Source organism: Paeniglutamicibacter selenitireducens (genome assembly GCF_051550675.1).
Taxonomy (GTDB): Bacteria; Actinomycetota; Actinomycetes; order Actinomycetales; family Micrococcaceae; genus Paeniglutamicibacter.
This window is the reverse complement of record NZ_JBPULF010000005.1, coordinates 81,741-101,726: the sequence shown is the minus strand read 5'-3', so window position 1 is coordinate 101,726 and position 19,986 is coordinate 81,741. Positions and strand designations below refer to the sequence as shown.

Annotated in this window: 17 protein-coding genes and 1 pseudogene; 3 read left to right on the top strand and 15 right to left on the bottom strand. The window is 68.3% G+C overall.

Annotated elements, in window-relative coordinates:
• Positions 1–114 precede the first annotated feature (114 nt).
• Positions 115–933, bottom strand: coding sequence for a CPBP family intramembrane glutamic endopeptidase (locus ACSYDW_RS10815; RefSeq protein WP_438338745.1), 819 nt, complete (start codon positions 931–933; stop codon positions 115–117).
• Between the two features lie 62 nt (positions 934–995).
• Here ACSYDW_RS10815 and ACSYDW_RS10810 point away from each other — a divergent pair, with 62 nt between their 5' ends.
• The gene (locus ACSYDW_RS10810; RefSeq protein WP_438338744.1) at positions 996–1,841 is read left to right on the top strand and encodes a phosphotransferase family protein; all 846 of its coding nucleotides are present in this window, start codon (positions 996–998) and stop codon (positions 1,839–1,841) included.
• On the opposite strand, the gene ACSYDW_RS10805 is transcribed toward ACSYDW_RS10810, so the two are convergent.
• The 14 genes and pseudogenes from ACSYDW_RS10805 to ACSYDW_RS10740 all read right to left on the bottom strand — a co-directional run.
• A complete protein-coding gene (locus tag ACSYDW_RS10805) occupies positions 1,838–2,641 on the bottom strand; it encodes a DeoR/GlpR family DNA-binding transcription regulator (protein ID WP_438338743.1) in 804 nt (267 codons plus the stop codon). The genes ACSYDW_RS10810 and ACSYDW_RS10805 overlap by 4 nt on opposite strands.
• Before the next feature lie 137 nt (positions 2,642–2,778).
• The gene (locus tag ACSYDW_RS10800; RefSeq protein ID WP_438338742.1) at positions 2,779–3,636 is read right to left on the bottom strand and encodes a carbohydrate ABC transporter permease; all 858 of its coding nucleotides are present in this window, start codon (positions 3,634–3,636) and stop codon (positions 2,779–2,781) included.
• A 7-nt stretch (positions 3,637–3,643) separates the two neighbouring features.
• Entirely contained in the window at positions 3,644–4,567 is a 924-nt protein-coding gene (locus ACSYDW_RS10795) for a carbohydrate ABC transporter permease (protein WP_438338741.1), read from the bottom strand.
• A gap of 153 nt (positions 4,568–4,720) precedes the next feature.
• The gene (locus ACSYDW_RS10790) at positions 4,721–5,995 is read right to left on the bottom strand and encodes an extracellular solute-binding protein (RefSeq protein WP_438338740.1); all 1,275 of its coding nucleotides are present in this window, start codon (positions 5,993–5,995) and stop codon (positions 4,721–4,723) included.
• A gap of 308 nt (positions 5,996–6,303) precedes the next feature.
• Positions 6,304–7,146: a class II fructose-bisphosphate aldolase gene (locus ACSYDW_RS10785; protein ID WP_438338739.1), complete on the bottom strand. Its 843-nt coding sequence runs from the start codon at positions 7,144–7,146 to the stop codon at positions 6,304–6,306.
• Between the two features lie 39 nt (positions 7,147–7,185).
• Entirely contained in the window at positions 7,186–8,127 is a 942-nt protein-coding gene (locus tag ACSYDW_RS10780) for a 1-phosphofructokinase family hexose kinase (protein WP_438338738.1), read from the bottom strand.
• The gene (locus ACSYDW_RS10775) at positions 8,124–9,053 is read right to left on the bottom strand and encodes an ROK family protein (RefSeq protein ID WP_438338737.1); all 930 of its coding nucleotides are present in this window, start codon (positions 9,051–9,053) and stop codon (positions 8,124–8,126) included. Before ACSYDW_RS10775 ends, ACSYDW_RS10780 begins: the two co-directional genes overlap by 4 nt.
• Positions 9,054–9,075: 22 nt before the next feature.
• On the bottom strand, positions 9,076–9,984 hold the full coding sequence (locus ACSYDW_RS10770; protein ID WP_438338736.1) for an SIS domain-containing protein: 909 nt from the start codon (positions 9,982–9,984) through the stop codon (positions 9,076–9,078).
• Between the two features lie 274 nt (positions 9,985–10,258).
• Complete coding sequence (gene tpx / locus ACSYDW_RS10765; RefSeq protein ID WP_438338735.1) at positions 10,259–10,756, bottom strand: thiol peroxidase; 498 nt, start codon at positions 10,754–10,756, stop codon at positions 10,259–10,261.
• Positions 10,757–10,800: 44 nt separating this feature from the next.
• Positions 10,801–12,045, bottom strand: a complete 1,245-nt coding sequence (hutI, locus tag ACSYDW_RS10760) for an imidazolonepropionase (protein ID WP_438338734.1) — start codon at positions 12,043–12,045, stop codon at positions 10,801–10,803.
• Positions 12,042–13,343 (bottom strand): formimidoylglutamate deiminase, encoded by a 1,302-nt coding sequence (locus ACSYDW_RS10755; protein WP_438338733.1) that lies wholly within the window; start codon positions 13,341–13,343, stop codon positions 12,042–12,044. The genes hutI and ACSYDW_RS10755 overlap by 4 nt, the downstream gene beginning before the upstream one ends.
• Positions 13,340–14,611 carry an allantoate amidohydrolase gene (locus ACSYDW_RS10750; RefSeq protein ID WP_438338732.1) on the bottom strand — a complete coding sequence of 424 codons (1,272 nt, stop codon included), beginning with the start codon at positions 14,609–14,611 and terminating at the stop codon, positions 13,340–13,342. Before ACSYDW_RS10750 ends, ACSYDW_RS10755 begins: the two co-directional genes overlap by 4 nt.
• Before the next feature lie 219 nt (positions 14,612–14,830).
• Positions 14,831–16,510 carry a urocanate hydratase gene (gene hutU, locus ACSYDW_RS10745; RefSeq protein ID WP_438338866.1) on the bottom strand — a complete coding sequence of 560 codons (1,680 nt, stop codon included), beginning with the start codon at positions 16,508–16,510 and terminating at the stop codon, positions 14,831–14,833.
• Positions 16,511–16,867: 357 nt separating this feature from the next.
• A pseudogene (locus ACSYDW_RS10740) lies at positions 16,868–17,275 on the bottom strand (IclR family transcriptional regulator); the annotation flags it as partial.
• 232 nt (positions 17,276–17,507) lie between these two features.
• Between ACSYDW_RS10740 and hutH the strand changes: the two are divergent.
• Complete coding sequence (gene hutH, locus ACSYDW_RS10735) at positions 17,508–19,091, top strand: histidine ammonia-lyase (RefSeq protein ID WP_438338731.1); 1,584 nt, start codon at positions 17,508–17,510, stop codon at positions 19,089–19,091.
• Positions 19,092–19,121: 30 nt separating this feature from the next.
• Positions 19,122–19,760, top strand: a complete 639-nt coding sequence (locus ACSYDW_RS10730; protein ID WP_438338730.1) for a HutD/Ves family protein — start codon at positions 19,122–19,124, stop codon at positions 19,758–19,760.
• Positions 19,761–19,986: the final 226 nt, after the last annotated feature.

Here is a 19,986-nt window from a genome sequence, read left to right as displayed (position 1 = left end):
TCCCGCCTGCAGCGTCCGAAGTCCGGAAATCACAGGTCGAAACATGGAATTCCGTCCAGCCTAGCAGGCTCCATTTTTCCGCTTGAAACACAAACAGTGAGATCAAGCAGTTCTTTAGGATCCAACCCCGATGGACGCCCCCAAAAGCGCGTAGCCGACGAATCCTGCGATATCCAGGAATGCGTGTGCGATGACAAGCGGCATGACACGCCCCTTCTTCGAGTACACGTAGCCGAAGACGATACCCATCGCGACGTTGCCGATGAACGGGCCGATGCCCTGGTAGAGGTGGTAGCTGCCGCGCAGCACCGCGCTGGCCACGATGATGCGCCACGTCCCCCAGCCCAGTCGGCGGAGCCGCTCGAAGAGATAGCCCACCACGACGACTTCCTCAAGGATCCCGTGGCGGATCGCCGAAAGGACCAGCACCGGGATGGTCCACCAATACTCGTCGAGCGCGGCCGGGACGATGATCGTGGTCACCCCCAATGCCCTGCCCGCTGCGTAGACGCCGAGCGTGCCCAGGCCCATGGCCAGGAACAGCCCGCCGCCCCACACCAGGTCCTTGAGCGGTTTCGCGGCATCGAAGCCCAGCCTGGTGAACGGGTTCCCCCCGGGCAGCCGCCAGAGCAGGTAGAGCACCAGCATGACGGGCACCAGGGCAAAGAAGATGTCCAGGAACTGGTACGTGAGGTCGAAGTACTCACGTTGGTTCAGCGGATTGTTGAGCGTCGTTGTCTGTGAACCCAGGGGTGCCCGCGTCATCTTGTCGATGAGGTTCACGATCGAGTAGACGGCCGACTGCCCCAGGGACAGGCCCAGCACAATCAGCACTTCGATTAACACGACCTTGCGCGAAGGAGCGTCTGGGGTCCCGGACGGAAGCGTTGCCGGTTCAAGGGGTTTTCCTTGCCCCACTGGCCTTTGGTTCATGTCCCGATCCTACGTTGTCATCCTGTGCCGGCACCTCGCGGCTGACATGCAAGGATGGAGCCGTGATCCGAAAACCGCTCCCGGCGGAAGTCGCCCTTGCCCAACGCCTCCATCCCGGCCCCGACTGGGAAGCCGCCCACGTCAACGAGGGCGGCCAGTTCCATGTGGTGCTCGTCGCCGAGAACCAGGCGGTACTGCGGATCAGCCGAACCGCGGAGGCCGCACGCCAGATGCAGCGGCGGGTGGATCTCGTGGAGGCCCTGGCACCCCGGGTGGGTTTCGCGCTCCCCACAGCCCTGGGCCCCGTGTGGCACGGCGAGGGCTTTTCCGCGGTGGTCCAGCGATTTGTCCCGGGAGGCGCCCATGCGCCGCACACGGGCGATGCCACGGCACTCCGCAACCTGGTGGAGGATCTTGCCGGAATCGACATCGCGCCGCTGGCGCACCTGCTGGCGCCGCCCTTTGCCTTCAACGGCCCCTGGACACCCACGAAGACCGAAGCAGCCCTGCGGTCGCTGCCGGCCGGGCTTGTCCCCGATGCCGAACTGGTGCTTGGAACGATCGCCGGCTTCGCCGGGATTCCCCTGGCGCTCGTCCACGGCGACCTGGCCGGACACAACGTTCACTGGCGGGGAAACCGGCTCGTGGGAGTGCTTGATTGGGACCTTGCAGCCGCCTGGGATCCGGCACTCAACAGCGCCTACCTCGCGCTCTGGCACGGCGAGGCGATGCTGGACGAAATTGCACCGACCGCCCGGGAAGCGTGGCGGGCCCGTGTGTGGCTTGGCGCCATGAGCCTGGAAAGCATCTACGACGTTCGCCTGTCCAACGATCCGGCACGGTTGGAGGCCATGGTTTCCAAGGTCGCACACCGCATCCAGCGGGCTGCGACAGCAGCCCGCTCCTAGTGTCCCGGCGAAGCCGCGGGGGCGATGACCACGGGGATGCCCGCCGATTCCAGCTCGTGCTTTTGCTCGGCCGTGATGCCCTCGTCGGTGATCAACGCATTGAACGTGGCACGGGTCAGCGCCGCGAAGGCGCTGTGGCCGATCTTGGAGGAATCGCACACCAGGTAGCTGCGCCGGGCCCGGCGGATCATGAGGTCGTTGATGGATGCCTCGAACTCGTCGGACACCGTGGGCCCGATGTGGGCTTCGAGGCCGTTGATTCCCACGAAGGCGATATCAAGGGTGACCTTCTCCAACGCCTGCTCGGCGAACGGGCCCACGAGTTCGTAGGACCGCGGGTTCAGCACTCCCCCGGTGACCATCACCTTGACGTGGGTCCGCACGGCCAGCGCCGAGGCGATGTTCACCGCGTTTGTGACAACGGTGAAGGTCGTCCGGCCCGAGTCGTTGACCAGGTCGCGGCGCATGCCCAATTGGGTGGCGATCGCGCTGGAGGTCGTTCCCCCGGACAGGCCGACGACCATGTCCTGCTTCACCAGGCCGGCGGCCAGCACGGCGATCGCGTGCTTCTGCACCGCCGCTTCCTCCTTCTGGTAACGCACCGGAAGGTCATAGGCCACGGAGTTGCTGACGGCCCCGCCGTGGGTCCGCGAGAGCAGGGACGCAGCGGCCAGCGAATCGAGGTCGCGCCGCGCGGTGGCCGGGGAGACCTCCAGGCGCCGCACGATTTCCTCGACCTCGATCTGCCCGAATTCGGAGAGCATCTCGAGGATGTTGCTCTGGCGTTCTTCGCGTTTCATCGTGGATGCCTTCCCGTCTCCCGCAGCCTGCCGTGCCCGGGTTCCCCGAAGGCTTCCGGTGCGGGGTGCGGCATGTCCACGGGACGCTCCCCGAGGGAGGCCGTGGTTCCTGGCAAGGCAGAGGTCGACATGGGATTTTACTTTACCGCTCCAGCGGTCAAACCGCCGATCAGGCGCTTCTCGATGAGCATGAACAGTGCGATGACCGGGATGATCGCAACAATCGAGACGCCGAAGACGTACTGCCAGGCCGTCGAGTACTGTCCTACGAACTTGGTCAGTGCCACGGACAGCGGCTGGTTCTCCGCGGTGGAGAGGATGACCAGCGAGGCCGCGAATTCGTTCCAGCAGGACACGAACGTGAAGATCACCGCAGTGACGATGCCCGGCCAGACCAGCGGCAGGTTGATCCTGAACAGCACCCGCAGCTTGCCGGCACCGTCGATCTGGGCGGCCTCGTCGATTTCCTTGGGCACCGCGGCGAAGAAGGAGTGCATGATCCAGACCGCGAAGGCCAGGTTGAAGGCGGCGTTGATCAGGATCATCGCGAGCCAGGTGTCGTACAGGTTCATGGCCAGCATCTGCTTGAACAGGCCTGCGGTCAGCACCGCGGGCTGCAGCATCTGGGTGACGATCACCAGGAACATGAACGCCATCTTGCCGGGGAACTTGAAACGCGCGGTGTAGTAGGCGGCGGGGGTGGCCACCAGCAGCACCAACAGGGTCGCGCACAGCGAGATGACGATCGTTGAAATGAGGTTGTAGGCCACCGGCGTCTCGGGGGTGTCCCACATGGTGAGGTAGTTGGACCACTGGGCACCCCCGCGCGGGAGGTAGCTGGGCGGGATGGCAAGGATCTCGGCCTGTGTCTTGAGGGATCCGGTGAACATCACCACGTAGGGAACCATGAATACGGCGGCGATGGCCAGCCCGGCGACCATGCGCCAGATGACGGTTTGGCGGGAGGCTCGGTCTTCTGTAGTCAGGATCGACATGGCTTTCCTAGACCTCCTTCATGGGCTTGACGGTCTTGACGTAGATGGCGACGATCACTATCACTATCGCGAAGTTGAGTACCGACAGGGCGGAGGAGATGTCCAGCCGCCTGTCGAATTGCAGGACCTTGAAGATGTAGGTCATCAGGGTGTCGGCGCTGTAGCCGGGGATCGAACCGGTGATGATCTTCAGGATCGGCAGGTTGTTGAAGACGTTGATGATGTTGATCAGGACCGCCACCGCCAGGGCGCCGCGAAGCTGGGGCAGGATCACCGAGACGTAGGTGCGCCAGCGTCCGGCGCCGTCCATGCGGGCGGCCTCCAGCGTTTCGGTCGGCACCGACTGGAGCCCGGCAAGGATCGTGTAGGTGGTGAACGGGATCGACACGAAGACGGCGATCACGATCGCGACGGCCATCGCGGGGACTGCGTTCTTGGTGAAGCCGAAACCCTCGTCGAGCACCCCGATGTCCATCAGGAATTTGTTGAAGATGCCGTAGTTGGGGTCCGTGGCGTAGTAGAACACCGTGGTGGTCATGACGACGGATGCGGCCCAGGGAACGATGACTGCCATGCGCACCAGGGTGCGCCCGGGGAACGGCTTGTTCAGGAACTGGGCCAGGGCCAGGGAGATGAGGACAGTGAGCGTCACGACGACGACAACCCAGACCACGGTGTTGAGCAGGATCCGGGGCAGGTTGGGGTCGGCGAAGACCTTGGCGTAGTTGTCGAACCCGACACCCTTGAGGTCCGTGCCGACTTGGGAGATTTTTCGGGTGGAGTTGTAGATCATGTACCCGGCGGGGAACACCACGATGGCAAAGATCAGCAGGATGGCCGGTCCGATCCAGGGCAGCGCGGCAAGGAACGAACCGCCTTCCCTGGCGGAGGTGCGCTTTGCCGTGCGCTTCGGTGCTGTTGCCACGCTCATGGGTGTGCTCCTGCGTTGTGATGTTGGGCGGTTCGGTGGTCCAAGCGAAACGGGACCCACCCCCGAGGTGGCGGTGGGCCCCGATTCACGTGTTTGCTCGGTCGCTGCCGCGGGCGCCCCGCGACGGGGCCAACGCGGCACGGATCGGCGGTGTTACTTGGCCGCGTCGGCCTTGGCCTGGATTTCCTTCAGGACATCCGCCGCCGACTTGCCCGTCGCGATCTGGCCCATCAGAGACTTGAACGCACCGTCCGTGGCGTTCCAGGCGGGGTTGGTGGTCGGGTAGAACACCGCATTGGGCAGCATTTCCAGGAACGGCTTGAGGGTTTCATCGCCGGCCATCTTTTCCGACCCCGACTTGGTGGTCGGCAGGAAGCCTTCGGTGGAGACCCAGTCGGAGTAGACATCCGCCGAGAAGAAGTAGTCCATGAACTTCTTGACCGCAGCGGCCTTGGAGCCGTCGTTCTTGAAGGACATCAGGCGATCGGCAACGCCGAGGGTCGCCCGGGTGCCGGACTTGGTCGCAACGGGGGCGATGCCGTACTCGAGGGAGGGGTTTTCCTTCTTGATCTGGCCAACGGTCTGCGGCAGCGCGTACACGAAGCCGATCTTCCCCTGGATGAAGGTGTTGAGCATCGGGGTGCGCTGGGTTGCGCCCGGGTCCTTCTGGGTGACGCCGTCGTTGATCATCTTCTGCATGAAGTCTGCGGCCTCGAGGTTTGCCGGGGTGTCGACCTCGATGGCCGTGGCGTTGCCGAAGTTGCCGCCGTTGCCCGCGAACCAGATCAGCGACTCGCCCTGTGCTTCCTCGCTGCCCAGGGGCATGCCGTAGCCGGCCGACTTGGTCTTCTCGCTCACGGCCTTGGCTGCGGCGTGGAGCTCGTCCCAGGTCTTGGGAACCTCTGCAACGCCGGCCTCTTTCATGAGCGCCTTGTTGTAGAACAGTGCGCGGGCCGAGGCGATCAGCGGCAGCCCGTACTGCGTTCCGTCCACCTTCTCGTTATCGGCGAAGGAGGGCTGGAAGTCGGCGATGGTGGCTTCGGAAGCAACGTCGGTGGCCGGGGCCAGCAGGCCCTCGGCGGCAAACTCGGCGAAGGCTCCGCCGTTGTAGATGTCAGGGGCCTTGTTGCCCTGGATCTTGGTCTTCAGCACCCCTTCGATGTTTTCCCAGGACTGGATCTCGAGGTTGACCTTGACGTCGCTGTTGGCCGCCTCGAAGTCCTTGATGACCTTTTCCCACAATGCCTTGGTGCCCGTGGAGTAGCTCGGTACGAGCATGTCCACGGTGGTGACGGCACCGGCCGATGCACCGGCGGAGCCGCTGGCCTGGCCCGTGCTTGTGCCGCCGCCAAAACCGCAGGAGGTAAGCAGCAGGGCCGCGGCGGCCGCGCCAGCGACCACCGCGCCTCGGAGATTGTGCTTCTTCATTGATCCTCGTTCCGTGAGGTCGACGTTGGCGCACTGCGCATGACGTCAACTCAATCTGATGTTATGTGCTTTATTTACACCAAGAACGAGCAATAAAGTACATGTAGCACGATTATGCTGTGACGGTTGCCACACGGTCAAGCCGGGCCAGTCACAAATCAGCTACATTTCCCCACGTGCGCGACGGCCGCAGCGATCTGCCGGATTTCTGGGGTCTCAGTAGGAACGATTCGCCGAAGGTGCTGCCACAGGGGTGCCCGCTGGCACACGCGCGACAAGATCCCTACCAGGCGCATGCCCAAGCGAGGCTAGAGCGACTTGCCTGCAAAAAGCGCCAGGAGCCGGGCGGTCTCCTCGGCCATCGCGTCACGGCCGAGCGCCAGGTACTTGCGCGAATCCACCACCTGGGGGTTTTCCTCGAGGTACCGGCGGATGGCACGGGTGAAGAACCCGTTGAGGTGCGTGGAGACGTTGATCTTGGTCATGCCCGCATCGATCGCGGAGACGATGTTCTCGTCGCTGACGCCCGAGGAACCGTGGAGCACCAGGGGTACCTCCAGGGCCGCCCTGATGCGGGCGATCAAGTCGGTGTCAAGCGCGGCGGAACGGTCGAGCATGGCGTGCGACGAGCCGACCGCGACGGCCAGGGCATCGACGCCGGTGGCGCCCACGAACGCAAGGGCCTCCGCGGGGTCGGTTCGCACGCCCGGGGCGTGGGCGCCGTCCTTGCCGCCGATCTTGCCCAGCTCCGCTTCCACGTAGACGCCGGCCGCGTGGGCGTATTCGGTCACCCGCCGGGTGGCCTCGACGTTTTGCCCGTAGTCAAGGTGCGCACCGTCGAACATGATCGACCCGAAACCCAGGTCCACGGCCGCGCGGGCCAGGTCCTCGGACTCAGCATGGTCGAGGTGGACGGCGACGGGAACCCCGGCGTTGCGCGCCGCGGCCAGCGTTGCCAGCGCCACGGGTTCAAGGCCGCCGTGGTAGCCCACGCAGTTCTCGGAGATCTGCAGGATCACCGGGGTCTGCGCCAGCTCGGCTCCCCGGATCAGCGCCTCGGCGCTTTCCAGGTGGATGACGTTGAAGGCACCTTGGCCGATGTTGGCGGCACGGGCGGCTTTCATGATTTCTGCGGTGTTGACCAAGGGCACGGTGGGTGCGTCCTTTCAAAGTGGAGTGGTGCGCCGCCGCTACGGCCGGCGCGACGGGGAAGAGGCCAGGACGAGGTTCCGGGCCAGCTCGGGGTGCGATGGATGCAGCTCGCCGGCCGTGGGCATGAGCACGGCCGAGGCGGACCAGGCCGCTGCCCGGGCGAGGATCACCGAGTCGTGGTCTTCGCGCCGGTGCAGGCCCACCGCAATGGCGGCAACCGCAGAGTCCCCGGCGCCGGTGGGGTTGCCCACCAGCGGTTCCGGCAGCCGGGCACTGGCCCAGCGCCCGGGGGTTTCGGCGGCGAAATGGAACAGACCGCCCTCGCCGGCGCTTGCATAGACGTGCCGGGCCCCGGCTTCCAGCAGGATCGCGGCGCCCGCTTCCAACGAGTCGGTTCCGGTGATCTCGCGCAGCTCGTGGTGGTTGGGCTTGAGCACCGTGGCACCGGCCCGCGCCGCGGCCAGCAGTGCGGGCCCGGAGGTGTCGATGATGCTGGGGATGCCGCGGCGCTCGGCCTCGCGCACGCACCACGGGTAGAAGTCCTCGTCGGCGCCCACGGGCAGCGACCCGGAAGCCGCAAGGACCGTGGCTCCCCGATCCAGCAGCTCGCCGATCCTTGCCCGGATCGCCTGCCATTCGGCGGTGCCCAATGCGGCTCCTCGTTCGTTGAGCACCGTGGTGCGGCCCGTGGCGTGCTCGACCAGGGCCATGCTGCGCCGGGTCTCGGAAGAAACCCGGACCAGCGCGTGTTCGACGCCCGCCGTTTCCAATTCCCTGGTGAACACCTCGCCGTTGGGCCCGCCCACGGGCGCCACGGCAATGACCGGGACCCCCTGCGAATGGGCGACGCGGGCAACGTTCAGCCCCTTGCCACCGGCCCGGCGCAACGGGGCATCAACCCTGTTGGTGCCGCCGAGGTCCAGGGTACCGAGGCCGTAGGTTTCGTCGACGGCCGGGTTTGGCGTGATGGTGAGGATCATGACCCGGCCTCCTTCGCTTCCCTGGCCTTGAGGAAGGCGCCGAGCAGGCCGGCGTCCTCGCCCAGCTGCGCGGGGACGATCAGCGGTTCGCGGTGGTAGGAAAGCTTGCCGCGCACCGAGCGGCGCAACGGCTCCAGCAACGCCTCGCCGGCCTGCGCCAGTCCTCCCCCGATGATGACGACCTCCGGGGCGATCGAGGCGCACAGCTGGGCGACCGAGAAGGCAAGCGCCTCGATGGCGTCGTCCCAGACCTGCGCCGCAATGGCGTCCCCGGCATTCATGGCCTCCAGCACCTCGCGCGCCCCGCGCACCTGGGTGCCGGTGGCCAGGGAGTACCGCTTGGCGATCGCGCCGGCCGAACCGACGGTCTCCAGGCACCCGACGGCGCCGCAGGGGCATTCGAGCCCGCCGGGCACTGCCGCGTGGCCCAGCTCCCCGGCATACCCGCCTGCCGAGAGCGGACGCCCGTCGACAAAGAGGGCTGCGGCAATGCCCGTGCCGATGACGAGCATGACGGCGTTGCGGACCTTGCTTCCCAACGCGGCACCGGCACCGAACTGCAGCTCGGCGGCACCGGCGGTGGAGACGTCGTGGCCGAATCCCACGGGCAGGGCAAAGGCGCGGGATGCCATGTCCCGCAGCGGCGCGTCCCGCCAGCCGAGGTTCGCGGAGAACACGCCGCGCCCCTGTGCCTCGTCGACGATCCCGCAGACCAACAGGCCCACGGCCTCGGGCCGCACCGTTGGCGTTTCCGCCAGGATCTCGGCGCCCAGGCCGTGGAGCTGGTCAACCAGCGACTCGGCCGGGTTGGGGGTCCCCCGGCGGGTCGGGACCCGGCGGATGCCCGTCAGGTTTCCCGCGTCGTCGGACAACGCCGACTTGATGTCGGTGCCGCCGACGTCAAAGAGCAGGTAGGGAGGATTCATGGTGTTCGGCCCCGGTCGTTTCCTAGGCGTCTTCGGTGAGGATCACGGAGCGCGTCAGGTTGCGCGGTGCGTCCGGGTTCATGCCCCGGGCCCGGGCGCGGTCCAGGGTGACGCGGTGGATGCGTGCCAGCTCGGCCAGCGGGTGCACCCCGTTGTTGATGTAGAGGGCGCCGGTGCGCACCATGTCGCCGGAGAGCCCTTCGGGCTCGTTGCCCAGCATCCAGGTGACGCGGTTGGGTGCGGCGATGGAGATGGGGCCGTGGCGGTAGTCCATGGCGGGGTAGGACTCGGTCCAGCCCTGGACCGCCTCGCGCATCTTCAGCGCGGCCTCGTGGGCCAGGCCCACGGTCCAGCCGCGGCCCAGGAAGGTGAATTGCTCGGCGTCGATCAGTTCGGCAGGGGTTTCGGCAGTGACGGCCGTGCGGGCATCGGCCACGGCGTCGCCCAGGTCCACGCCGACGCTGGTCAACAGGTAGGCCAGGGCGGTGGTGGCGAAGCGGGTCTGCACCACCGATTCCTCGTCGGCGTACGGCAGCTCGACGACCGCGTCGACCTTCCCGACGATCGGGGAGGTCACGTCGCCGATGACGGCCACTGTCGGGATTGAGCCGTCCAGCTCGTCGAGCAGGGCCAGCACCTCGGAGGTGGTTCCGGAGCGGGTGATGGCCACGAGAACGTCGTAGTCGCGGGTGGCGATGAAGGCCTCGGAGGCGGCGAAGGCATCGGTGACGCCCTTGCCGGCGGCCTCGCGGGCCGTGGCGTAGGACTGCGCCATGAACCAGGACGTGCCGCAACCCACGACCGCCACGCGGGCGCCATCGGCCGGCAGGAGGTTCTCGGCCTTGGCCTGGGCGATGGCGCGTTCCCACATTTCGGGCTGCGAGGTGAGTTCGATGTCCATGTGGTAACCGAGCTGGGTGTTGTCGCTCAAGGCAGGCTCCTTCAGTAGCCCCGGACGCGGGTTGTGCATCCGGGAGTGGCAAGATCTTCCCTACAATGATTGCTTATGATCGTTTCTCTTGTCTAGCGATCATAAAAAATCTAAACGGCTCGTGATGCTCGGCCACGGCCGGCCCGCCGCATGCCCCGCCGTTCGGTCGGCTCCTCCCCCGCTTGCTTAAACGGGAAAGCACCGGCCGGCAACAGCCTAACCACTGCTCGTGGGGGCTGTGCCGGCCGGCGCTTCTCGAGGTTGCTACCGGGAATTAGACGAGTGCTGCAAGCGCTGCATCGTAGTTCGGCTCGATGGTGATTTCCTCGACGACCTCGGTGTGCAGGACCTCGCCGGCTTCGTTCAGCACGATGACGGCGCGGGCAAGCAGCCCGCGCAGCGGGCCCTCGACCTGGGTCAGGCCGAAGTCGGCACCGAAGTCCGAGCGGAAGACGGAGGTCGGAATGACGTTCTCAAGGCCCTCAGCACCGCAGAAACGGCCCAGGGCGAACGGCAGGTCGGCGGAGACACACACGACGGCGGTGTTCTCCAGGCCGGCGGCCAGCTCGTTGAAGCGGCGCACCGACGCGGCGCACACGCCGGTGTCGACGGACGGGAAGATGTTCAGCACCACGCGCTTGCCGCGGAGGTCGGCGCTTGTCACATCGCTGAGGTCGGTGCCGGTGAGGGCGAATTCGGGAGCCAGGGCGCCTACGGCCGGCAGCTCGCCGATGGTCTGGACGGGGGTTCCTTTGAATGCGGTAATAGCCATGTTTACTGTTTACCACGAACGTCCGCAGCGACACGAAGCGGTGACTAAGGTTTCCCCGCAACCAGCTTCCCGGCCCGGAAGACCGGTCCCGTGAGGTTCATTCCCGGCCGGTAGGCAAGGTGTGCGACGCTCGGCGCGTTCAGCAGTTGGATGTCGGCGCGCTTGCCGACTTCCAGGGAGCCCACCCGGTCCCCCACGCCAAGGGCCAGCGCCCCGCCGTAGGTGGCGGCCGTGATGGCCTCGCCGATGCTCAGGCGCATCTGCAGCACGGCGGTGGCCACGCAGAACGCCATGGAGGAGGTGTAGGAGGTGCCGGGGTTGCAGTTGGACGCCAGGGCGATCTGCACCCCGGCGTCGATCAGCTCGCGGCCCGGGGCCAACGGCTGCCGGGTGGAGAGGTCACAGGCCGGAAGGCAGGTGGCCACCGTGCCGGCGGTGCCGGTGCGCGATGCCGCGTCCCAGTTCACCCACGAACCGGCGAGCGCCGCCACGTCTGCATCGTCGAGGTAGTTCACGTGGTCGACGCTGCTGGCACCGAACTCGACGGCCAGCCGCGTCCCCGGGCCGGGGCCCAGCTGGTTGCCGTGCACCCGCAGCCCGAGCCCGGCCTTGGCGCAGGCCTCGAGCACCTGGCGCGACTGGGCCTCGTTGAAGGCGCCGCGTTCGCAGAAGACGTCGGCGAACTGGACGTAGGGGGCGACGCGTTCGAGCATTTCGCCGCAGACCAGGTCCGTGTACTCCTGGGCGTCCATCCCGGCGGGCACCAGGTGCGCACCGAGGAACGTCACCCGGTCCGCCACGGTGGAGGCGATGCGGGCGTGCCGCGCCTCCTCCTGAACGCTGAGCCCGTAGCCGGTCTTGGTCTCCAGGAACGTGGTGCCCCCGGCGAGGGCCTCCGCGGCCCTGCCCATGACCAGGCGGGTGAGGTCGTAGTCGCTGGCCGCGGTGGTGGCCGCCGTGGTGACGGCGATGCCCCCGGCCGCGTACTCCTGCCCGGCCATGCGGGCGACGAACTCCTGGCTGCGGTCCCCGGCGAAGACCAGGTGGGTGTGCGAGTCGACCCAGCCCGGCAGCGCGGCCCGGTGGCCGGCGTCGAACACGGCGTCCGCCGCAGGTGCGTCGGCACGCGCGCCGATCCAGGCGATGTCCTCCCCTTCCACGAGGATCGCCACGTCGGTGAGGACCGACTGCGCGGCGTCGGCGGTGAAGACCTCGGACAGGTTGGTGATCAGCGTGGTTCCGTTCTGGGTGGTGCCGTCCGGGATGCTGGCGTTCGGTCTGGTGCTCATGAAAACTCCGGGTGGGTCTCGAAGAAGGCTGCGTACAGTGCTGCGGGGTCGCCCAGCGTGGTGTGGATGCCGTTGACGGCGACGAGTTCCCCGTTGATGTGGACCTCTGCGATGTCCGCGGCGGTGGCGGTGAGCGGGAGCTGGGCGGGGCGCGATCCCACGGTGCGGACCGAGTCGGTGGCCACCACGAGGTGGTCGTCGTTTTCCGGCAGGCCCAGCGAGCGCAGGCCCGCCTCGCGGGCGGCTGCGGAGATCTCCGTGGGCGAGAAACGCCCGCGGGCCCCGCTGCGCAGCCGCTCCCCGTGCTCCAGGGCGCGCTGCTCCAGGTAGGGGTCGAGCACCGCATGCTGGTCGCTGCCCAGGCAGATCACCGCGCCGGCGTCGGCGAGCTCGCGGGCCGGGCCGATCCCGTCGCCCAGGTCCGCCTCCGTGGTGGGGCACATGACGATGCCGGCGGTGCCGCGGCCCAGCGCGGCGATGTCCGCATCACTGAGGTGGGTGGCGTGCACCGCGGAGAGCCGCGCGTCCACCAACCCGGCCCGGTCCAGCAGCCCGGTGGGGCTCAGCCCGTAGGCGTTGCGGCAGGCGTGGTTTTCCGCGGGCTGCTCGGAGAGGTGCACGTGCAGCGGCAGCGCGGGATCCAGCCGGGAGGCAATGAGCTCGAGGTCGGCCGGGGCCAGGGCGCGCACCGAGTGGATGGCTGCGCCCAGGGTGAGCAGACCGGCCCCGGCATCGAGCTCGGCGAGGGCTGCGGCGAGCCGGCCGTGGCGTTCGAGCCAGGCTTCGGCACTGCCGTCGCTGAAGCGTTGCTGGGTCTCATCCAGCGGCAGCACCGAGCCGTCGGGGCCCAGCCCGCCCTGCAGGTAGCAGGTGTCAAGGAGCACCAGGCGGATGCCGGCGGCCAGCGCGGCGCGGCCCAGGGCGAGTTCCATGGCGTGCGGCTCGGTGTCCGATCCGTCCGCGCCGTAGGGCGTGCCGTCGTTGTGGTGGTGCAGGTAGTGGAACTCCCCCACCGCGCTGTACCCGGTGGTTGCCATCTCCGCGAAGACGGCGGTGGCCAGCTGCTGGTACCCGGCGGGGGTCAGCGAGTGCGCGGCGGCGTACATGTGCTCGCGCCAGGTCCAGAAGGAGCCCGCTCCCCCGTCCGCGCCCTCGTGGGTGCGCCCGCGCAGGATCCGGTGGAAGGCGTGCGAGTGCGCGTTCACGGGTGCGGGGACCCTGACGGTGCTGGCCGTCGGTGCGGCGTTCGGTGCAACGTTCGGTGCGGCGTTCGGCGAACTGTTCGGTGCGGTGCTCACAGCAGGTCCTCCAGTGCGTCGGCGAGGGCAGCGACCCCGGCATCGGCGTCGTCGTGCTCCACGTATTCCTCCGGCGAGTGGCTGATGCCCGAGGGGTTGCGCACGTATAGCATGCCCGAGGGCACGTGCCCGGCCAGCACCCCGGCGTCGTGCCCGGCGCCGGTGGGCAGCAGCGGGGCGTCGGGGACCAGGCGGCGCACCGACCCGGCCAGCGCGCGGGTGAGCCCGGCGTCGAAGTGCACGGTGTTGGAGAAGGACTCCTCGGTGAGGTTCACGGTGCAGCCCTCGAAGGCGGCGAGCCGCTGGGCCTGCCCGTGGATCCTTTCCACAAGCATCGCCGTGACGGCGTCGTCCGGGTGGCGCACATCCAGCCACATATCCACGCGGGAGGCTATGACGTTGGTGCCGCCGGGCACCGGTTCCAGCCGGCCCACCGTGGCCCGCGCATTCTCCTGCGCGGCGGCGGCCTGGCGCACTGCCACGATGGTTTGCGCGGCGGCGACCATGGGGTCGGCGCGGTCGCCCATCAGCGTGGTGCCCGCGTGGTTGCCCTGGCCGGAGAAGGAGAGGCGCCAGCGGCCGTGGCCCAGGATGGAGTCGCCGACGGCGATCGCCGGGCCGCGGCCGGCCTGGTCGGTGAATTCGGCGGAGTTCAGCCCCCTGCCCTGTTCGACGTGCAGCTCGATGAAGTCCCCGATGCGCGCCAGCGCCGCATCGTCGCGGCCCATGCGGGCCGGGTCAAGCCCGTGCGCGGCCGCGACGTCGGCGAAGGTGTTGCCCTGCGCGTCGCGCAGGTTCAGCGCCTTGGCCGGGTCGATGGCACCGGTGAGCAGGCGCGAGCCCAGGCAGGCAACGCCGAAGCGCGAGCCCTCCTCCTCCGGGAAGACCGTCAGGGCCAGCGCCCGGTGGCGCACCAGGTTCCCGGCGGCCTCTCGCGCGGCGAGCACGTCGAAGGCTGCCAGCGCGCTGGCCACCCCCAGCGGCCCGTCGAAGGCGCCGCCCCCGGGGACCGAGTCCAGGTGGGAGCCGGTGACCAGGGCGCCGCGGCGCGAGGCCTCGTCCCCGGCGTGGCCGGGCAGGTCCCACCAGGCCCAGATGATGCCGTTGGCGTCGGTGGTGACCTCCAGCCCGCGGGCCCGCGCCTCGGCGGAGAACCATTCGCGCAGCGTGATTTCCGCCGACGAGTACACGGGCCGCGAATAGCCGCCGCGCCGGGCGTCGCGCCCCTCGTCGCTGATCGCTGCCAACAGGGAATTTACTGTGCTCACTGGGGTGTCGTCTCTTTCGTCTCGCGCGCGTTCGTCGTCAAGGGCGTTCGGGCCCGGCAGTGTGGCCGGGTGGCGTGGCCGGGTGGCGTGGCCGGGTGGCGTGGCCGGGTGGTGCCGCGGTGTGCGGGCGCAGCGGGTGCTGCGCCCGCACACCATTGCGGACCTGTTGCCGTGCGGTTCAATCAGTCCGGTGAAACCCGTCCGGCTGCCGTCGGGGCGCTATTCGGCCATCGGGATGCGCACGCCGCGCTCGTGGGCGACTTCCACGGCGCGCTCGTAGCCGGCGTCCACGTGGCGGATCACGCCCATGCCCGGGTCGTTGGTCAGCAGCGCCTCGAGCTTGGCGGCTGCCAGCTCGGTGCCGTCGGCCAGCGACACCTGGCCGGCGTGGATGGAACGGCCGATGCCGACGCCGCCGCCGTGGTGGATCGAGACCCAGGTGGCTCCGGAGGAAGTGGCGGTGAGTGCGTTGAGCAGCGGCCAGTCGGCGATGGCGTCGGAGCCGTCCTTCATGGCCTCGGTCTCGCGGTACGGGGAGGCCACGGAGCCGGAGTCCAGGTGGTCGCGGCCGATCACGATGGGCGCGGAGACCTTGCCCTCGGCCACCAGCTGGTTGAACAGCACGCCGGCCTTGGCGCGGTCGCCGTAGCCCAGCCAGCAGATGCGCGCCGGCAGGCCCTCGAACTCGACGTGCTCGGCGGCGGCGTCGAGCCAGCGGTGCAGGTGCTCGTTCTCCGGGAAGAGTTCCTTCAGCGCCTCGTCGGTGACGCGGATGTCCTCCGGGTCCCCGGAGAGCGCCACCCAGCGGAACGGGCCAAGGCCCTCGCAGAAGAGCGGGCGGATGTAGGCCGGGACGAAGCCCGGGAACTCGAAAGCGCGCGCGAAGCCGCCCTGGCGGGCCTCGTCGCGGATGGAGTTTCCGTAGTCGAAGACCTCGGCGCCGATGTCCTGGAAACCGACCATGGCTTCGACGTGGCGGGCCATGGAAACCTGTGCCTTCTTGGTGAAGCCCACCGGGTCGGCCTGCGCCTCGGCATCCCACTGGTCGATGGTGAATTCCACCGGCAGATAGCTCAGCGGGTCGTGCGCCGAGGTCTGGTCGGTGACGATGTCGATGTCGATCTGCCCGGCTTTCTGGCGGCGCAGCAGTTCCGGGAAGACCTCGGCGGCGTTGCCCACGTAGCCGACCGAGAGCGCGCGGCCCTCGTTCTTCGCGGCGGTGACCTTGGCGATTGCCGCGTCCAGGTCCAGTTCCACGTCGTCCAGGTAGCGCTTGCCCAGGCGGCGGCGCAGGCGGTCCTCGGAAACGTCGACGATCAGGCAGGCGCCGCCATTCAGGGTGACGGCCAGCGGCTGGGCGCCGCCCATGCCGCCGCAGCCGCCGGTCAGCGTCAGGGTTCCGGCCAGCGTGCCGTTGAAGCGCTTCACGCCGATCGCGGCGAAGGTCTCGTAGGTGCCCTGCAGGATGCCCTGGGTTCCGATGTAGATCCAGGAACCGGCGGTCATCTGGCCGTACATCATCAGGCCCTCGGCCTCGAGCTTGCGGAACTCGGGCCAGGTGGCCCAGTCGCCGACCAGATTGGAGTTGGCGATCAGCACGCGCGGGGCCCACTTGTTGGTGCGGAAGACGCCGACCGGCTTGCCCGACTGCACTAGCAGTGTCTCGTCCTCCTCGAGGTCCGTCAGCGTCTTGATGATCGCGTCGTAGGCCTCCCACGAGCGGGCAGCGCGGCCGGTGCCGCCGTAGACGACCAGGTCCTCGGGGCGCTCGGCGACCTCCGGGTCGAGGTTGTTCATCAGCATGCGCAGCGGGGCCTCGGTGGCCCAGGACTTTGCGGTCAGCGTGGTGCCGCGCGGGGCTCGGATGACACGGGTTGGATCGTGCTGGGTGAAGCTCATGGATCTTTTCTCCTGGTCCTGGTGTTGCTTGGCGGATGGTGCCGGATGGGTGGTTGTCGTGCTGCTTAGTGGTGGGTGGCGGGTGCCGGGTGCCGGGTGGCCCGCGGAATCGGGTGCCCCACCTGCCCCGAAGAGCGCGCGGGCCTCGGCGGCAACCAGTGCCCCGATGCGCGCGATCCCCTCGGGGGTCATGCGGTAGCTCGGTGCCACCACCGAGATGGCCGCCACCGGGCCGTCGATGGCTCCGTTGGCGCCCGGTTGCCGGAGCGGTGCCGCAATGGCCGTGACGTCTTCCTCGACGCCGCGGTCGGAAACCGCGAAGCCGCTGTCGGGGGTTTGCCCCGCGAAGACCAAGCCGAGGCTCGATCCCTCCAGCGGAACGCTGCGGCCCACCCACGAGGCGTGGCGCACCGAGTGGGTGCCCTCCGCGATGGCCAGGTAGACAGCATGGTCGTTGCCGGTGCCATGGTGTCCGCGTACCGAAAGGTAGGCCGACTCCCCCGTGGCATCCACGAGCCGCTGCAAGGCGGGTGCCGAGAGGTGGACCAACGACTCGTGGCTCAGCGCCTGCGCACCGAGCTGGACCAGCCGCAGGCCGGGCCGGTACTCACCGTCCGCGTCCTTGCGGACGAAACCGCTGGTTTCCAGCGTGCGCAGGAGGCGCAATGCCGTCGAGGCGGAAAGTTCCGTCTCGCGTGCAACCCCGGCCAGGGTCACTGCCCCGGCGTCACACACCGCCCCCAAGAGTTGCAGGGCGCGCTCCACGGTCCTGGTCGCTGGTTCAGCCACGGGGATATCCTCCACTAAAAGGTGTTGCTGGGTGTACTGCTTCGCGGGTGCTTTTGCACCCTTGGGGTAATTCGCACCGGCCGGGGGCTTGCCCCGAACCCGCTAATGCGTTTCACTTATTGAAACGCTAATTTCATCTGTTGGCAAGAGCGGGGCAAAACTTGACCCGCACTCGACCACGGAAACCTGACAGCCAGAAGGAAAGCACATGAACGCCAGCATCACCCTCTCAACCGGTGCCGTCACCGTCTCCACCGGCGCCCTGCTTCCGCGCGAAGTCGTCAACGTCGCCCGCCACCTCGCCCCGGTCGAGCTTTCCGCCGAATCCCTTGCGGCAATGGAGCAGTCCCGGGCCGTCATCGACGCGCTCGTCACCGACACCGTCCCCCACTACGGGGTGTCGACGGGGTTCGGCGCGCTGGCCACCAAGCAGATCCCTATCGAGCTGCGCGCCCAGCTGCAGCGTTCGCTGATCCGCTCGCACGCCGCATCCTCCGGCTCCGAGGTGCCGCGCGAGGTGATCCGCGGGCTGATGCTCAACCGTCTCTCCACCATGGCCACCGGCCGCACGGGCGTGCGCCCCGTCGTCGCGAAGACCTACGCCGCACTGTTGAACGCCCAGATCACCCCCGTCGTCGGCGAATACGGTTCGCTGGGTTGCTCCGGCGACCTGGCCCCGCTCTCCCACTGCGCCCTGGCCGTCATGGGCGAGGGCAAGGTCCGCAACGCCGCCGGTGAACTCGTCGACGCGTCCGAGGCCCTTGCCGCGGCCGGCATCGAACCGGTGGTGCTGGCCGAAAAGGAAGGCCTGGCGCTGATCAACGGCACCGACGGCATGCTCGGCATGCTGCTGATGGCCGCATCCGACCTGCGCGACCTCATCAGCGTCGCCGACCTCTCCGCGGCCATGAGCGTCGAGGGCCTGCTGGGCACCGACGACGTCTTCGCCCCGGACCTGCACACGCTGCGCCCGCACCCGGGACAGATCGACTCCGCCGCCAACATGCGCACCGTGCTCGCCGGCTCGGCGCTGCTGGCCGAGCAGAAGGCGGGGGCCCACAAGTTCACCCGCGTGCAGGACGCCTACTCGCTGCGTTGCGCACCGCAGGTGCACGGCGCGGTCCGCGCCACGCTGGCCCACGCCGAGAACGTCGCCTCCATCGAGCTTGCCTCAGCCATCGACAACCCCGTCGTCACCCCCGATGGCCGCGTCGAGTCCAACGGCAACTTCCACGGCGCCCCGATGGGCTACGTGCTGGACTTCCTGGCCATCGCCGTCGCGGACCTGGCTTCGATCTCCGAGCGCCGCACCGACCGCTTCCTGGACACCGCCCGCAGCCACGGCCTTAACGCCTTCCTGGCCGACGACCCGGGAGTCGACTCCGGCCACATGATCGCCCAATACACGGCCGCGGGCATCGTCTCCGAGCTCAAGCGCCTGGCCGTCCCGGCCTCCGTGGATTCGATCCCGTCCTCCGCCATGCAGGAAGACCACGTCTCCATGGGCTGGCACGCCGGCCTCAAGCTGCGCAAGGCCATCGACGGCCTGGCCCGCGTGCTGGCCATCGAGCTGCTCACCAGCGCCCGGGCACTGGACATGCGCGACGGCGGCCTGGCCTCCACCAAGTCCTCGCCGGTCATCACCGCGGTGCGCGAAGCAATCCGCACCCAGGTCGAAGGCCCCGGCACCGACCGGTTCATCTCCCCGGAGATCGAGTCCGTGTTCCAGCTGGTCACCGACGGTTCGCTGCTGGAAGCCGCGAACTCGGTTCTCGCAACGCCGCTGGCCTAGCAACCGCTGCACCCGGCGAACGATCATCCCGTGGATTCCCCGCAGCACCCGTCCTTGTCCCCCGGCACCGTCATCGCCTACGCCGGGATTGTTCCCGAACGCTGGCGCAACGGTGGCGGGGTGACCCGGCAGATCGCCGCCGGAACATTGGGTGCCGCGGGAATCCCGGAATCCGTTCCCGGCGACGATTGGGACTGGCGCCTGAGCATCGCCGACGTGGAGAGCGAGGGCCCGTTCTCGGTCTATGCCGGGATGACACGGGTCCTGACCGTCATCGAAGGCCAGGGCCTGGCGATCACCATGGACGGCGTCGACATGCAGCTGGGGAAATACGCGCCGCTGCGTTTCGACGGCGGCGCCGCCACCAGCGCCACGCTGCCCGGCGGGCCGATCAGGGACTTCAACCTGATCGCCCGCACCGGCACCGTGGAGGGGCGGGTAGGTCTCGTGGAACTGGCGCCCGGGCGGCCGCTGGCCCTGGCCGCGGGCCGGCTCGGCGTCCTGTTGCGCGGTCGGGCGTGCTTGTCCCCCGGAAACTCCGGCGAGCGCCCGCTCGAACGCTACGACACCGTCGTGGGCGGCGGGGAACCTGCCGTGGCGATCGAAGGCAACGCGCTGCTGGCAGTAGTTTCGCTATCCCCTTCCGCTAAGAAACCAACGCATTCGTAGCGGTGGTGGCAATTTCCCACGCCAACGTTTGCGGCCGAAGCATCGCGGGGGGTGCCACCAGTGTTTCCGGGGTCTTGAACCACGGGGGTCGTGAAACGCATACGTCTTGCAGATTGCTGCTCCCGACCAAAGTGGTTCCATTGCTGGTCGATGTCCAGTCAGCGGCTATTGACGTGCAGATCGAACTCCCAGAAGGTCACTTGAGCACGGGCCGCAGCAACGATGC

Excerpts from the sequence above, each read along its gene's own strand:
- ACSYDW_RS10815 (WP_438338745.1), bottom strand. The coding sequence starts at position 933 with ATGAACCAAAGGCCAGTGGGGCAAGGAAAACCCCTTGAACCGGCAACG.
- ACSYDW_RS10805 (WP_438338743.1), bottom strand. The coding sequence starts at position 2,641 with ATGAAACGCGAAGAACGCCAGAGCAACATCCTCGAGATGCTCTCCGAA.
- ACSYDW_RS10800 (WP_438338742.1), bottom strand. The coding sequence starts at position 3,636 with ATGTCGATCCTGACTACAGAAGACCGAGCCTCCCGCCAAACCGTCATC.
- ACSYDW_RS10795 (WP_438338741.1), bottom strand. The coding sequence starts at position 4,567 with ATGAGCGTGGCAACAGCACCGAAGCGCACGGCAAAGCGCACCTCCGCC.
- ACSYDW_RS10790 (WP_438338740.1), bottom strand. The coding sequence starts at position 5,995 with ATGAAGAAGCACAATCTCCGAGGCGCGGTGGTCGCTGGCGCGGCCGCC.
- ACSYDW_RS10780 (WP_438338738.1), bottom strand. The coding sequence starts at position 8,127 with ATGATCCTCACCATCACGCCAAACCCGGCCGTCGACGAAACCTACGGC.
- ACSYDW_RS10775 (WP_438338737.1), bottom strand. The coding sequence starts at position 9,053 with ATGAATCCTCCCTACCTGCTCTTTGACGTCGGCGGCACCGACATCAAG.
- tpx (WP_438338735.1), bottom strand. The coding sequence starts at position 10,756 with ATGGCTATTACCGCATTCAAAGGAACCCCCGTCCAGACCATCGGCGAG.
- hutI (WP_438338734.1), bottom strand. The coding sequence starts at position 12,045 with ATGAGCACCAGACCGAACGCCAGCATCCCGGACGGCACCACCCAGAAC.
- hutU (WP_438338866.1), bottom strand. The coding sequence starts at position 16,510 with ATGAGCTTCACCCAGCACGATCCAACCCGTGTCATCCGAGCCCCGCGC.
- hutH (WP_438338731.1), top strand. The coding sequence starts at position 17,508 with ATGAACGCCAGCATCACCCTCTCAACCGGTGCCGTCACCGTCTCCACC.